11 protein-coding genes and 1 riboswitch are annotated in these 14,263 nt (G+C 68.5%); all 11 genes read left to right on the top strand.

Features of this window, described 5'->3' with window-relative positions; all coding sequences use genetic code 11:
* Positions 1–195: 195 nt before the first annotated feature.
* The gene (locus tag SSP08S_RS36895; protein WP_026179150.1) at positions 196–1,545 is read left to right on the top strand and encodes an extracellular solute-binding protein; all 1,350 of its coding nucleotides are present in this window, start codon (positions 196–198) and stop codon (positions 1,543–1,545) included.
* Positions 1,542–2,543 (top strand): carbohydrate ABC transporter permease, encoded by a 1,002-nt coding sequence (locus SSP08S_RS36890; protein WP_019072672.1) that lies wholly within the window; start codon positions 1,542–1,544, stop codon positions 2,541–2,543. The genes SSP08S_RS36895 and SSP08S_RS36890 overlap by 4 nt, the downstream gene beginning before the upstream one ends.
* The gene (locus SSP08S_RS36885; protein WP_019072671.1) at positions 2,540–3,403 is read left to right on the top strand and encodes a carbohydrate ABC transporter permease; all 864 of its coding nucleotides are present in this window, start codon (positions 2,540–2,542) and stop codon (positions 3,401–3,403) included. The genes SSP08S_RS36890 and SSP08S_RS36885 overlap by 4 nt, the downstream gene beginning before the upstream one ends.
* A 32-nt stretch (positions 3,404–3,435) precedes the next feature.
* A complete protein-coding gene (locus SSP08S_RS36880) occupies positions 3,436–4,965 on the top strand; it encodes a glycosyl hydrolase family 28 protein (RefSeq protein WP_019072670.1) in 1,530 nt (509 codons plus the stop codon).
* 158 nt (positions 4,966–5,123) lie between these two features.
* Positions 5,124–8,402, top strand: coding sequence for an alginate lyase family protein (locus SSP08S_RS36875; RefSeq protein ID WP_051106057.1), 3,279 nt, complete (start codon positions 5,124–5,126; stop codon positions 8,400–8,402).
* 27 nt (positions 8,403–8,429) lie between these two features.
* A complete protein-coding gene (locus SSP08S_RS36870; protein WP_026179149.1) occupies positions 8,430–9,680 on the top strand; it encodes an alginate lyase family protein in 1,251 nt (416 codons plus the stop codon).
* Between the two features lie 115 nt (positions 9,681–9,795).
* Positions 9,796–9,909, top strand: coding sequence for a putative leader peptide (locus SSP08S_RS64620; protein ID WP_317880146.1), 114 nt, complete (start codon positions 9,796–9,798; stop codon positions 9,907–9,909).
* 66 nt (positions 9,910–9,975) lie between these two features.
* The gene (locus SSP08S_RS36865; RefSeq protein WP_019072667.1) at positions 9,976–10,860 is read left to right on the top strand and encodes a glutathione S-transferase C-terminal domain-containing protein; all 885 of its coding nucleotides are present in this window, start codon (positions 9,976–9,978) and stop codon (positions 10,858–10,860) included.
* Between the two features lie 76 nt (positions 10,861–10,936).
* Positions 10,937–11,045: riboswitch (SAM riboswitch) on the top strand.
* Between the two features lie 334 nt (positions 11,046–11,379).
* Positions 11,380–12,360 (top strand): amino acid ABC transporter permease, encoded by a 981-nt coding sequence (locus tag SSP08S_RS36860; RefSeq protein WP_019072666.1) that lies wholly within the window; start codon positions 11,380–11,382, stop codon positions 12,358–12,360.
* A complete protein-coding gene (locus SSP08S_RS36855; protein WP_019072665.1) occupies positions 12,357–13,154 on the top strand; it encodes an amino acid ABC transporter ATP-binding protein in 798 nt (265 codons plus the stop codon). The genes SSP08S_RS36860 and SSP08S_RS36855 overlap by 4 nt, the downstream gene beginning before the upstream one ends.
* A 52-nt stretch (positions 13,155–13,206) precedes the next feature.
* The gene (locus tag SSP08S_RS36850) at positions 13,207–14,235 is read left to right on the top strand and encodes an ABC transporter substrate-binding protein (RefSeq protein ID WP_019072664.1); all 1,029 of its coding nucleotides are present in this window, start codon (positions 13,207–13,209) and stop codon (positions 14,233–14,235) included.
* The last annotated feature ends 28 nt before the right edge of the window (positions 14,236–14,263 follow it).

Here is a 14,263-nt window from a genome sequence, read left to right as displayed (position 1 = left end):
GGACACCGGCCCGGTGTGCGGGACGTCGCACCCACTCACGGACAACCGGTTTCTAGTAGACGGTGTTCCGGGACTGTGTCGCAGAGGTCACCCAGTCTTTTCGAAAGTTCGCCCAAGGTCTTGACGCCGTTTCCAAGCCGGAAGAAGCTCTGCCCCAACGTGTGACAACCGGTTTCTATTGGAGGTGGTGCGGTCATGCACCCACATGCTGGTGCTCCCCTGAGCCGCCGACGATTTCTCGCCCTCTCGGCGACCGGTGCCGCGGCCGGCGCGGCGGCGCTGAACGGCTGCGCCCTCCAGGTCTCCACCGGGGTGGGCGCGGCGGGCGAGACCGTCACGGTGATGGCGAAGGCCGACGACCTCAACCCCGACCTGATCGGGCAGGCCCGGAAGGACACCGGAATCGCCATCAAGCGCGTCGACTACGACATCACCAAGCTGATCGCGATGCTCACCAGCGGCAACCCGCCGGACCTGGTGCGCGGGGTCGGCGCCGTGGACGCCGCGTTCTACGCCGCGCGGGACGTGATGCAGGAACTGGACTCGTACTTCGCCACCAGCAGCGTTCTGCGTCCCGACGACCTGGACCCCGTCAACGACCTCTGGCGCTACGACGGAAAGGTCCAGGGAAAGGGCCCCCGCTACGGCATGGCCAAGGACTTCTCCCAGGACTCCATGTACTGGTTCAACACCGCGGCCTTCGACAAGAAGGGCGTCGCCTACCCGTCGGAGGACACCCCCATCACCTTCGACGAGTGGCTGGACCATGCCCAACACCTCGTACAGCGTTCGAAGGGTCAGACAACGGTCTTCGGCGGCAGCTACAACGGCCTGGTCAAACTCACGCTCATGGCGACCATGACCGCCTCCGCCGGCGGCAGCCTGTTCGCCGACGACTTCTCCAAGGTCGACTTCACCACCCCCGAGGCCCGCCAGGCGCTCGCCTGGTACCTGGACTACTGCAAGCTCAAGGTCGGCCCCAGCCCCGTCCTGCCGGACCCCAACGGCTGGGACGGCCCCACCTACCAGGCCGGTCGCATGGCCATGTCGAACAACGGCTACTGGATGGGCGGCATGATCGGCACCGACAAGAAGCTCGCCGAGGTCTCCCGGCTCGCCCCCGCCCCCGTCTTCGCGGGCGGCCCCCGGATCAGCGCCTGCCAGGGCGGCACCGGCATGTGGATGCCCCGCAAGTCGAGGAACAAGGACGCCGCCTGGCGGGTCTTCGAGTGGTACTTCGGCGAAGCGCCGGCCAAGACCCGCGCCTCCAGCGGCTGGGGCATCCCCACCCTGAAGTCCCTGCGACCCCTGATGCCCCATCAGGAGGACTTCCAGAAACGGACGTTGAGCGCACAGGAGAACGAGCTGAAGCACTTCTCGGTGGTCGCGATCTCCCCGTACATCTCGGGCGACGCCTTCGAGTCCCTCTTCAACCAGGCCGCCACGCCCGCGATGCAGGGCGAGTTGTCCGTCGACCGCCTCGCCGGACGCCTCAACTCGGTCATCAACAAGCAGATCAAACGCGGGAAGGAGCAGGTGGGATGACGGTCGATCAGGCCTCGTCGCCGGCCGTCGGACGGCCGCGCCCGACCGCGAAGGCCGGCCTGTCCCGGTCCGCCGCGCGCACCGGGCCGTCCATGACCACGCGCAAGCACCGCGCGTTCTACATGTTCGCCTCACCGTGGATCATCGGCTTCTCCCTGCTCACCATCGCGCCCATGGCGTACGCGCTGTGGCTGAGCTTCACCACCTACGACGGCATCTCCCCGCACTGGCACTACGTCGGCCTCGGCAACTACCGCGAGCTGATGGGCGATTCGGTCACCTGGGACGCCCTCGGCCGGGCCGGTCTGTTCGCCCTGCTCTCCGTGCCGCTGTCGATCATCGCGGGACTCGCACTCGCCGTCCTCGTCAACCGGCCCATGAAGGGACGCGGGCTCTTCCGCACCCTGCTCTACCTCCCCGCCGTGGTACCGCCGGTGGGCGCGGGCATCGCCTTCAAGAACCTCTTCGACCAGAACTCCGGTGCCGCCAACGGTGTGTTGACCTTCTTCGGCTTCGACGCGATCGGCTGGCTGGCCGACCCCTACGCCCGCTACGTCCTCGTCATGACGGTGCTCTGGGCCGCCGGCAACATCATGATCATCTCGCTGGCGGGGCTCCAGGACGTCCCTCGCGAACTCCACGAGGCGGCCCGCATCGACGGCGCGAGCGCCTGGCGCACCTTCCGCAGCATCACCGTGCCGCTGCTGTCACCGGTTCTGCTCTTCCAGACCGTGACCGGGGTGATCGCCTCGGTGCAGACCATCATGCCGATGCTGCTCGCCCCCATGGCCGGCACGAGCGGCCTCACCACCATCCCGCAGTCCAACTACACCTACATGATCCATGTGTTCTCGGAGTACTTCGCGCTCGGCCGGTACGGCTACGCCTCCGCGCTGCTGTGGGTGCTCTTCGTCCTGATCCTCGTCGCGACCGGACTCATCTTCAGGTTCACCTCCGGCGTGGTCTTCTACAACGTCGGCCCGGAGGCACAGAAGTGACCGCCACCAGCGTGAACCCCAAGTCCCCGGCCCGCACGCGGATACGCGTCAACAGGCTCGTCCTCTACACGGCACTCGTCGTCATCACCGGCCTGTTCCTCGGCCCGTTCGGCTGGCTGATCCTCACCGGCCTCAAGGCCCCCGCCGAGCTGGCCGCCGCACCCGTGCACTGGCTGCCGACACACTTCGAGTGGCACAACTTCGTCGACGCCTACCGGGCCATCGACTTCCTCGGCTACGCCCGCAACTCCCTGATCATCGCGACGATTTACGCCACGCTCGTCACGCTCAGCTCCGCCTGGGTCGGCTTCGGCTTCGCCCGGCTCACCGCGCCCGGCAAGAAGGTGCTGTTCGGCATCCTCATCGGCTCGATGATGCTGCCCCAGATGATCACCCTGCTGCCGACCTATCTGATCTTCGCCAAGTTCGGCATGGTCGACACCTATTGGCCGTGGGTGCTGTGGGGCCTGTCCTCGGCCCCGTATCTCGTCTTCCTCTTCCGGCAGTTCTTCGCGGGCCTGCCCCGCGAGTTGGAGGAGGCGGCCGTCGTCGACGGCTGCGGATACGGCGGGATCTTCTGGCGGATCTTCCTCCCGCAGTCCTGGCCGGTCCTCTCGGCGAGTTTCGTCATCGCCTTCACCTGGACCTGGGGCGACTACATCGCGCCCCAACTCCTGCTCTCCACCGACCACTCCACGCTCGCCGTCGCGGTGATGACCACCTACGTCTCGGCGGCCGGCACCCCCAACACCAACCTCCAGGCCGCGGCCTCCGTGATGTACGTCGTCCCGATCCTGCTGATCTTCCTCGTCGCCCAGCGCGGGTTCGTCGCCGGGATGTCGACGAGCGGTCTCAAGTAGCCCGTCCTCTCCACCCTTTGCAAGGAGTAGGTATGAACACGCCCCTTTCCCGTCGTGCGGCCCTCCAAGCCGCCGGTGCCACCGCGCTCGCCGCCGGTCTGTCCGGGCTGACCGCCACGGCGGCGCACGCCGGCGACGGCCACAACTCCCTCCCGAAGCTGGTGACTTACCCGCGCCCGACGACCATGCCGACCAACACCAGCTTCCAGGTGCGGGTCCGTACCGCCCCCGACGGTGCCTGGCAGACCCTCGACATCTACCGGCCGCAGTTCGAGGAGATCAACGCCACCACCGGGTCGGGCAAGGTCTACAGCTCGTCGATGGCGTACTTCGACTTCAACGGCTCGGTCGAGATCGAGGTGACCTACCTCAAGGGCGGCACCACCAAGGCCCGGGTGAGACCGGACGCGCTGGGCATCAAGCCCGAACTCCTCGGCGACACCCTGCGGTTCACCCTCGACGAGCCGAAGGACGTCGTCGTCCAGATCAACGACGAGATCTTCGACGCCCTGCACCTGATCACCAACCGCGTCGAGCACCACGCCCCGTCCGCCGACGACCCGGACGTCATCTACTTCGGCCCCGGCGTCCACACCGTCACCGGCAACGTCCTCACCGTCCCCAGCGGCAAGACCGTCTACCTCGCGGGCGGCGCCGTCCTGACCGCGCAGGTCTACTTCAAGGACGTGGAGAAGTCCCGCCTCACGGGCCACGGCGTGCTCTACAACAACCCCGGCGGCGCCGTCCTCTGCGAGGGCAGCAAGAACATCCGCGTCGAGAACGTCATCATCCTCAACCCGGCCGGCTACGCGGGCACGTTCGCCGAGAGCGACAACGTCCACATCAAGAAGGCACGCGCGTTCAGTTCGAAGGGCAACGGCGACGGCTTCGACGTCTTCTCCTCGACCCGGATCACCTTCGACGGCTGCTTCATGCGCAACTCCGACGACTGCATCGCCATCTACTGCCACCGCTGGAACTACTACGGCGACACCCGCGACATCACCGTCAAGAACTGCACCCTGTGGGCCGACGTCGCCCACCCGATCAACGTCGGCACACACGGCAACACGGACGCGCCCGAGACGATCGAGAACCTCGTCATCAAGAACATCGACATCCTCGACCACCGCGAACCCCAGATGAACTACCAGGGCTGCATCGCCCTCAACCCCGGCGACTCCAACCTCATCAAGAACGTCCGCATCGAGGACGTACGGATCGAGGACTTCCGCTGGGGCCAGGTCATCTACATGAAGGTCATGTACAACACGAAGTACAACACCTCGGTCGGCCGCGGCATCAACGGCGTCTACGTCAAGAACCTCAGCTACACGGGCACCCACGCCAACCCGTCGCTCTTCCTCGGCTACGACGCCGAACACGCCATCACCAACGTCACGTTCGAGAACCTGGTGATCAACGGGCTGGTGGTCGCCGACTCGATGAAGAAGCCGAGCTGGTACTACACCACGGACGCGATCCAGTGGTTCTACAACGAGCACGTGACCAACTTGAAGTTCCTTACGACTGCCGAGGCCGAGGCGGCTGCCGCGTCATGACGAACCCTGCACCTGGGAGGGGGCGTCGGTCGGCTGCGGCGCCGTGGGAGCTGGTCGCGCAGTTCCCCGCGCCCCTTTGGGGCGCTGTTGGCGAGCCGCAGTCGAATACATCGGGAACGCTCAGCCGCCGAGGTTTCCTCGGCGGCGCTGCCGCCCTCCTGCTGGCCTCGGGCGTGAGCGGACTGCTCGTGCCCGGGCGGGCCGCGGCGGCCCCGGACAACACCGAGGTGACCTTCTCCCACCCCGGCCTGCTGCACACCGCCGACGATCTCGCCCGGATGAGGGCGGCGGTCGCCGCCAAGCAATCCCCGGTCTACGACGGCTACTTGGCGCTCGCGGCCCACGCCCGCTCCTCCGCGTCGTACACCGTGCAGAACACCGGGCAGATCACCACCTGGGGCCGTGGTCCCGCCAACTACCAGAACCAGGCCGTCGCCGACTCGGCCGCCGCCTACCAGAACGCCCTCATCTGGTCCGTCACCGGCGACACCGCGCACGCGGACAAGGCCCGCGACATCCTCAACGCCTGGTCCGCCTCGCTCACCGCCATCACCGGAGCCGACGGCCCGCTCGGCGCCGGCCTCCAGGCCTTCAAGTTCGTCAACGCGGCCGAACTCCTGCGCCACACCGGCTACGAGGGCTGGAGCGCCGCCGACATCGCCCGCTGTGAGGACTCCTTCCTCCGCGTCTGGTACCCGGCCGTCTCCTGCTACATGCTCTACGCCAACGGCAACTGGGACCTGACGTCCCTTCAATCCCTGCTGGCCATAGGGGTGTTCTGCGAAGAACCGAGCCTCTTCTACGACGCGCTCCGCTTCGCCGCGGCCGGCGCGGGCAACGGGAGCGTCCTCCACCGCATCGTCACCGCCGCCGGCCAGGGCCAGGAGAGCGGCCGGGACCAGGGCCACGAACAACTCGCGGTCGGCCTCCTCGCCGATGCCGCGCAGGTCGCCTGGAACCAGGGCGTCGACCTCTGGGGCTTCGACGACAACCGCATCCTCGCCAACGTCGAGTACGCCGCCCGCTACAACCTCGGCGGCGACGTCCCCTTCGTCCCCGACCTCGACCGCACCGGCAAGTACATCAAGCTGGCCGTCTCGGCCACCTCGCGCGGCACCCTGCCACCCATCTACGAGATGGCGTACGCGCATTACGCAGGCGTGCGCGGCCTCGACACCCCGTACACGAAGAACGCCGTCTTCCGTGGCACCGGGGGCAGCCGGGTCGTCGAGGGCAGCAACGACGACCTGCCGAGCTGGGGCACCTTCGCCTACGCCGGCGCCACGGCATCCGCGCCGACCGTGCCGACACCACCGGCCGGTGTCACGGCTGTGGGCAACGACCGTTCCGTGCAGGTGAGTTGGCTGCCCTCGACCTGGGCCGACTCCTACACGGTCCTGCGGGCCACCGACGTCGACGGCCACTACGAGAGGATCGCGTCCGGGGTCGCACGGCCGACGTACACCGACCGGAACGTGCACGCGGGACGGACGTACTACTACACGGTCGCCGCTGCCAACTCGCTCGGTGTGAGCGGCAGTTCGGCATGGGCAGCCGCCTCGGCCGGGCTCCCCGGGCCCTGGTCGACCCAGGACATCGGCGACGACGTGAAGATCCCCGGTTCGGCTGTCTTCGACGGTGAGCGTTTCGTCCTGGAGGCGAGCGGCACCGCCGACACCTACCGCCTCGCTCACCTCCCGCTGCGCGGCGACGGCACGGTCACCGCGCGGATCGTGTGGCCGGTCAGCTCGCAGTACTCCAAGATCGGCGTCACCGTACGCGCCTCCCTGGACGCCGACGCTCCGCACGCCTCGATGCTGATCCAGGGGCTGCCGCTGCACACCTGGAGCGGGGTGTTCTCCACCCGGCCCTCCACCGGCGCCGACATCTCCGCGACCGGCAGCACGCCCGTACCACCCTCGCAGCAACAGGCGATCACTGTGAACGCGTCCTTCCCGATCTCCAACCTCGGCACGCTGCCCGAGTCGGCGACCCCGCTGGAGGCGCCGTACGTCGAGGGCGCGGGCGACGGCTACCGGCTGCGGAAGCCCTACTGGGTGAGAGTGACCCGGAAGGGCGCGCGCTGCACCGGAGCCATCTCGCCGGACGGCGTCCATTGGACCGAAGTAGGCGTGTCTGAAGTCGAGTTGGGGCGCACCGCCTACGCGGGCCTCGCCCTCACCTCCTGCCTCGGCGTCGACCAGGCCTACGCCGAGACCGGCACCGGCGCCTTCGACAACGTCGACGTGACGTCCACGAGCGGCACGGTCTGGTGCGTGCCCCGTCCGGCCCGCGCCGCCACCGACCTGAGGGCCGAAACCGGTGCCGACGCCGTCGAGTTGGCCTGGTCCGACCCGGACCTGTCCGCCGAGTACACGGTCCTGCGCGCCACCCGAGCCAACGGGCCGTACAAGACCCTCGCCACCCGCGTCGGCCCGGTCGGCTTCGGCACCCGCATCCGGTACGTCGACCCGACGGGGACGCCTGGAACGACGTATCACTACACGGTCGCGAAGACCAACGCCGGTGGGCGCGGGCCGCGTTCGGTGCCGGTGCGGGCTGTGATGCCGAGCCCCTCCACGCCCCAACTCACCTCCACGAACGTCGTGTTCACGAACGAGGGAGCCGACTTCCGCCATCTGCTGCGGGCCTCGCACGAGCCTGTGCGGTTCGCCGCGGACGGCCTGCCCGCCGGGCTGCGCATCGACCGGCGTACCGGGCTCATCTCCGGAATCCCCACGGAGACAGGGGAGTTCACGGTCGCGACCACCGCCGCCAACGCCTCAGGAACCGCCACCGGCACCCTCGTCCTCACGGTCGGCACCGCGCCGCCCGCGCCGTGGACGTACGGCGATCTCGGCGACACCGTGCTCGACGACCGTGACTTCGGGACGCTGGGCGTGGTGGCGATCACCACGCCGGGCAGCACGTCGTACGACGGCGGGACCTTCACCGTGCGGGGCGCGGGCGTCGATCTGAACGCCAATGGCCAGGGAATGACAGGGCAGTTCGTGCGGCGGCCGGTCAGCGGTGACTGCGAGGTCGTCGCCCGGCTCGTCTCCCGGACCGGTGCCACGGCCGACCGGGTGGGGCTGCTCATGGCCAAGTCGCTGTCGCCGTTCGACCAGGCGGCGGGCGTGATCGTCACCGGTGGTACGACCGCTCAGCTCATGCTCCGCAAGACCGTGGCCGGTGCCTCCGCCTTCACCGGCGGTGCCGCCGTCACCCTCCCCGCCCTGCTGCGGCTGAAGCGCGCCGGGACCGCCTTCAGCGCAGCGCTGTCCACCGATGACGGTGTCACCTGGACCCCCCTCGCCGACGGAGAGATCCCCGGCTTCGGTGACGCCCCCTACTACGTCGGCCTGGTGGTCTGCTCGCGCAGTCAACCGGTCCGCTGCACCACGGAGTTCGACGAGGTGAGCATCGCGCCCACCTGATCCTCCACGGATTGGAGATGCACCGCAATGAGCCGCACTTCCCCCCACGAGCACCTCCGCAGAACAGAGTTGAGCCGCCGCGGTCTGTTGAAGACCGCGGGCGGGCTCACCGCAGCCGTCGCTCTCGGCGGCGCCGCGGTGGCCACGACCGCGCACGCGGCCCCGGCCACCTTCACCCACCCCGGCATGCTGCACAACGCCGGCGACATCAACCGGGCCAAGGTCAGGGTCGCGGCGGGAACCGACCCCTGGCTGTCCGGCTGGAACAAGCTGACCGCCAACTCCCACTCGCAGTCGACCTGGACGAACCGGGCGACCGCGACGATCATCCGGGGCGGCGACGGCCAGAACTACAGCCTGCTCTACAACGACATCGCCGCCGCCTACCAGAACGCCCTGCGCTGGAAGGTCGGCGGCACCGAGGCGAACGCCGTCTGCGCCGCGAACATCCTCAACGCCTGGTCGTCCACGCTGACTTCGGTCACCGGGAACGCCGACCGGTTTCTCGCGGCCGGCCTCTACGGCTGGCAGTTCGCCAACGCCTGCGAACTCATGCGGGACTACAGCGGGTTCAACCTGTCTGCTGCCCAGCAGATGCTGGCGAACGTCTTCTACCCGCTCAACAACAGCTTCCTCACCAACCACAACGACGCCTGCATCACCAACTACTGGGCCAACTGGGACCTGTGCAACATGGCGTCGATCCTGGCCATCGGGATCCTCAACGAGGACAGCGCCAAGTACGACCAGGCCGTCACGTACTTCAAGTCGGGTGCGGGCAACGGCTCGATCGCGCACGCCGTGCCGTATCTGTACACCGACTCGGACGGCTATGCGCTCGGCCAGTGGCAGGAGTCCGGCCGCGACCAGGGCCACACCGTCATGGGCATGGGGCAGATGGGCGCCGTGTGCGAGATGGCCTGGAACCAGGGCGACGACCTGTACTCGTACGACAGCCGCCGCTTCATGAAAGCCGCCCAGTACGTCGCCAAGTACAACGCGGGCAGCGACGTGCCCTTCACCACCTACACCTGGGGCACCGGGCAGAGCTGCGCCCAGTCGTCCCAGACGGTGATCTCCGCGTCCTCGCGCGGCCAGATCCGGCCGGTGTGGGCGATGCTCCACTTCCACTACAACCGGCGCATCGGCCTCGACGACAAGTACATCTCGGCCATGTACTACAACCTCGTCGCACCCGAGGGCGGGGGAGGTGACTACGGCTCCGACAGCGGCGGCTACGACCAGCTCGGCTTCGGGACCCTGATGTACGCGAAGTAGCGGCCCGGCCTGTCCACGGGTCGGGACCAGTGCCCGACCCGTGGACGCCCTCTTGACCCCGGGCGACGGTGGATCGACACTCCAGTAGGGAATCCTAGTGAACAGGTAGGGAAACATGGGGCGCCTTGAGCCGGTCACCACCAGCCGAGTGGACCGTTCGCCCCTTCTGACCTCCCGCCGTCACATCGATCTGCTGCGGGTCTGCAGCGCCATGAGCCCACTGCGCTGAGCCCCTCCACCGTTCGACGACGCTTCCGCCGCGCGTACGTCCACGCGCCCGTACCCGGGGAGTCCCATGTCCGTCACGCCTCTCGCCGCCGTCCCCTCACCCCGCTCCGCCCCCCAGTTCCGGGGCCGGATCGGGAGCGACGCGCGCAGCGGGCACTACGCCGTGCCGCGCCGCTACCGCCTCCACCTGTCCACCGCCTGCGCCGACGGCCTGCGCATCGCCGTCACCCACAGCCTGCTCGGCCTCCACGAGAGCTGTCCGGCCGTGTTCCTGTCCGCCGTGCCCGACTGTCCGAGTGGTGGACACTCCGCGCTGCGCCCGCTCTACGAGGCGAGCGCCCACCGCTACTCCGGACCCGCCGCCGCGCCCGTGCTCAGCGACGACTGGTCCGGCCGCATCGTCAGCACCCACGCCCCGGACATCACCCGTGACCTCGCCCGGCACTTCGGCGCGGGCGGACCCGAGCTCTATCCGTGCGGCGCCGAGTCGGAGATCGAGGCCGTCGAGCGGCTCTGCGCGCAGGGCATCGAGGAAGCGGCACAGCGCGCCGGCGCGGCCGCTGGCGAACAGGCCGAGCGCGACGAAGCCCTCGGCCGGCTGCTCGAGACGCTGGGCTCGCTCGACCGCTGGCTGGACGGCCGCGAGCACATGATCCGCGACGAACTCACCGCCGCGGACGTGGAGTTGTGGGTGACGCTGGTGCAACTCGACACCGTGCACCGCTACCACCTGGACGCCGCCGCCGTGCAGCGCATCGCCGACCACTCCCACCTGTGGGCCTACGCCCGCCGGCTGGCCGCCCACCCGGCCTTCGGCACCCACCTCGACCTCGACGGCATCGCCCGCCGCCACCACGCCCGCTGCCAGGGCCTGGAGGCCGCCGGTGCCGCCGTCCAGATCCTGGACTGGGCAGCCCATGCCGCGGACGAAACGGGAGCTTGCCGCAGCTGAGCGGCGTCTTCGCCGTCCACTTGCTGGACGGCCGTTGACATTCGTTCGGGCAATTGTCTTAACTTACGGCCAGAACGGTCATGAGTGTCAGCGACAAGCCCTGGCTTGCTGACCGGCAACCCTCGCACGCGGTGGGGTGCCCCAGGTGACGACCGGACCGGATGACGTTTCGGTAAGCGCGAGGCCCTGCGGGGCCGGAACAGTGACAGGTGACGCCATGTACGCAGCTCCCAGGACGGCCACATGCCGCCCGCAGGGCTGCGTACGGTCGTACGCCAACCTGTTCGTCGCCGACCGCGCTGTCGATCTGCTCCGGGTCAGCAGCGCACTGTGTACCGCGCCGGGCCGCGCCCGCTGTCGGGCCTGACGACCAGTCGGCCGACGCACCTCTGACGCACACCCGATCCCGTCGGTGTGCCTGCCCCCTCCCCGCCCCCGGTCCCGCGCACCCGCGCGTGCCGTCCGCCGTCGCGCGCCCACCGCCACGGACCGGGGTCTGTGAACCCGCCGGAGCCCACCATGAGTGAACCCCCAGGCACCACCGTGTCCCTGGCCGAAGCCCCCTCGGCCGACACACCGTCAAAACCCCTGACGGCGCAGCGAGTTCAGCCGCTGCGCCGGCCCGGCCGGTGGATCGTCACGCTGGTCGTGCTGGTGCTGATCGCCCAGTTCGTCCACGGACTGGTCACCAACTCCTTCTACCAGTGGGACCGTTTCGGCTACTGGTTCCTGCGCCCGACGATCCTCGACGGACTCGTCATCACGCTCGAAGTGACCGCGCTCAGCGCGGTGTTGGGCCTCCTCGGCGGCATCCTGCTCGCCCTGGCCCGGCTGTCGAAGAGCCCCGTGCTGCGCGCCGCGAGCTGGACCTATGTGTGGGCGCTGCGCTCGATCCCGCTCATCGTGGTGCTGATCTTCCTCTACAACTTCAGCGCCCTGTACCAGACGCTCAGCATCGGCGTCCCGTTCGGCCCCGCCTTCTTCTCCTTCGACGAGTCGAAGCTGGCCACCGACATGGTCGTCGCCGTCGTCGGACTCAGCCTCAACGAGGCGGCGTACGCGGCCGAAGTGGTCCGCGGCGGCATCCTCTCCGTCGACCAGGGCCAGCACGAGGCGGCCTCCGCCCTCGGCCTCCCCAAGGGCTACCAGTTCCGCAGAATCGTCTTCCCGCAGGCGCTGCGCTCCATCACCCCGAACTACGTCAACCAGCTGATCGGCCTGATCAAGAGCACCTCACTGGTCTTCTACGTCTCGCTGCTCGACCTGTTCGGCTCCGCGCAGACGATGGGCTCCACCTACCCCGGCGACATCGTGCCGCTGCTCCTGGTCGTCACCGTCTGGTACCTGATCCTGACCAGCGTCGTGTCGGTCGTCCAGTTCTACGTCGAGCGTCACTACGCTCGGGGCGCCACCCGCTCCCTGCCGCCCACCCCGATCCAGAAACTCCGCAACGGTGTCACCGATCTGCGGGCCCGCATCCGCAGGGAGACCGCCGTATGACCACGAACACCGTCGAACCGCTGGCGGACATCACACCCGCCGCCGTAGAGGTGCACGACGTCCACAAGTGGTACGGCGCCCACCGGGTGCTGGACGGCGTCGACCTCACGGTGCGGCCCGGCGAGGTCACCGTGATCCTCGGCCCGTCCGGTTCCGGCAAGTCCACGCTGCTGCGGGTCATCAATCACCTGGAGAAGCCGGAGATCGGCTACGTCAGCGTCAACGGCGAGCTCATCGGGGTGAAGCAACAGGGCGGACGGCTCAAGGAGTTGAGCGAACGCGCCATCCTCGCGCAGCGCAGCCGGATCGGGTTCGTCTTCCAGAACTTCAACCTCTTCCCGCACCTGACCGTCCTGGACAACGTGGCCGCCGCCCCGGTCGCCACCGGCAGGCTCGGCAAGCCCGAAGCCCTGGAACTGGCAAGGGAGTTGCTCGGCCGCGTGGGTCTCGCCGAGAAGACCGGCGCCTATCCGAGGCAGCTCTCCGGCGGCCAGCAGCAGCGCGTCGCCATCGCCCGCGCCCTCGCCCTGCGGCCCGGCGTCATCCTCTTCGACGAGCCGACCTCCGCCCTCGACCCCGAACTCGTCGGCGAAGTCCTGTCCGTCATCAAGGACTTGGCGACCAGCGGCACCACCCTCGTCATCGTCACCCACGAGATCGGCTTCGCCCGCGAGGTCGCCGACCGGGTCGTCTTCATCGACGGCGGAAAGATCGTCGAACAGGGCCCGCCGCACGAGGTCCTCGACAAGCCACAGCACGAACGGACCAGGGACTTCCTCAGCAAGGTCCTCTGAGCCACCCCTTCTTCACCTTCACAAGCCCTCAACACCGAGCCTAGGAACAGCCATGTCTACTCTCAGCCTGCGCAGCAGAATCACTCGCGGACTCACCGCGGGAACCGTCCTCGCTTCCCTCGCCGGTGGTCTCGCGGCCTGCGGCGGCGACAGTGACGCGGCCACCACGTCCGGCAGTGCCGCCTCCGGCACGGTCACCGTGGGCGCCTTCTCCCTCGGTGCCGCCAAGGAGGCGAAGCTCAAGGTCGCCGAAGTGAAGTCGATCAGCGCCGAGTTGCCCAAGTCCATAGCGAAGAGCGGCAAGTTGGAGATCGGCGTCGGCTTCCTGCCGGCCGGATCCCCGCCGCTCGGCTACGTCGGCTCGGACCAGAAGACCCTCACCGGCTCCGAGACCGACATCGCCCGCCTGGTCGCCGCCGTCCTCGGTCTCAAGCCGGAGCTGAAGAACTCCACTTGGGAGAACCTCTTCATCGGCCTGGACAGCGGCAAGGTCGATGTCGCCTTCTCCAACGTCACCGACACCGAGGAGCGCAAGGCGAAGTACGAGTTCGCCTCCTACCGCGAGGACAACCTCGGCTTCGCGGTGAAGGCCGACAACTCCTGGAACTTCGACGGCAATTACGAGAACCTCGCCGGCAAGACCGTCGCCGTGGGCGCCGGCACCAACCAGGAGCGGATCCTCCTGGAGTGGAAGAAGAAGCTGGCCGCCGAGGGCAAGAAGGCGCTCACCGTCAAGTACTTCCAGGACAACAACAGCACCTACCTCGCGCTGGCCTCCGGGAAGATCGACGCCTACCTCTCCCCGAACCCCTCGGTCGCCTACCAGGTCTCCTCGACCAAGGGGACGGCCAAGGCGGTCCGCAACGCGGGCACGTACTCCGGTGCCGGATCCACCCTCCAGGGCCTGATCGCGGCCACGGCGAAGAAGAACAGCGGCCTCGCCAAGCCCCTCGCGGACGCCATCAACTACCTGATCAAGAACGGTCAGTACGCCAAGTGGCTGGCCGCCTGGAACCTCTCCAACGAGGCCGTCGCCAAGTCCGAGATCAACCCGCCCGGACTGCCGAAGACCGACTCCTGACCCACCCCTCCCAGCAAGGGGACCCCGC

It is taken from the genome of Streptomyces hokutonensis (assembly GCF_000376565.1).
Classification (GTDB): Bacteria; Actinomycetota; Actinomycetes; order Streptomycetales; family Streptomycetaceae; genus Streptomyces; species Streptomyces hokutonensis.
Note: the sequence above shows the minus strand (reverse complement) of the source record. Positions and strands in the feature narration are given on the sequence as shown.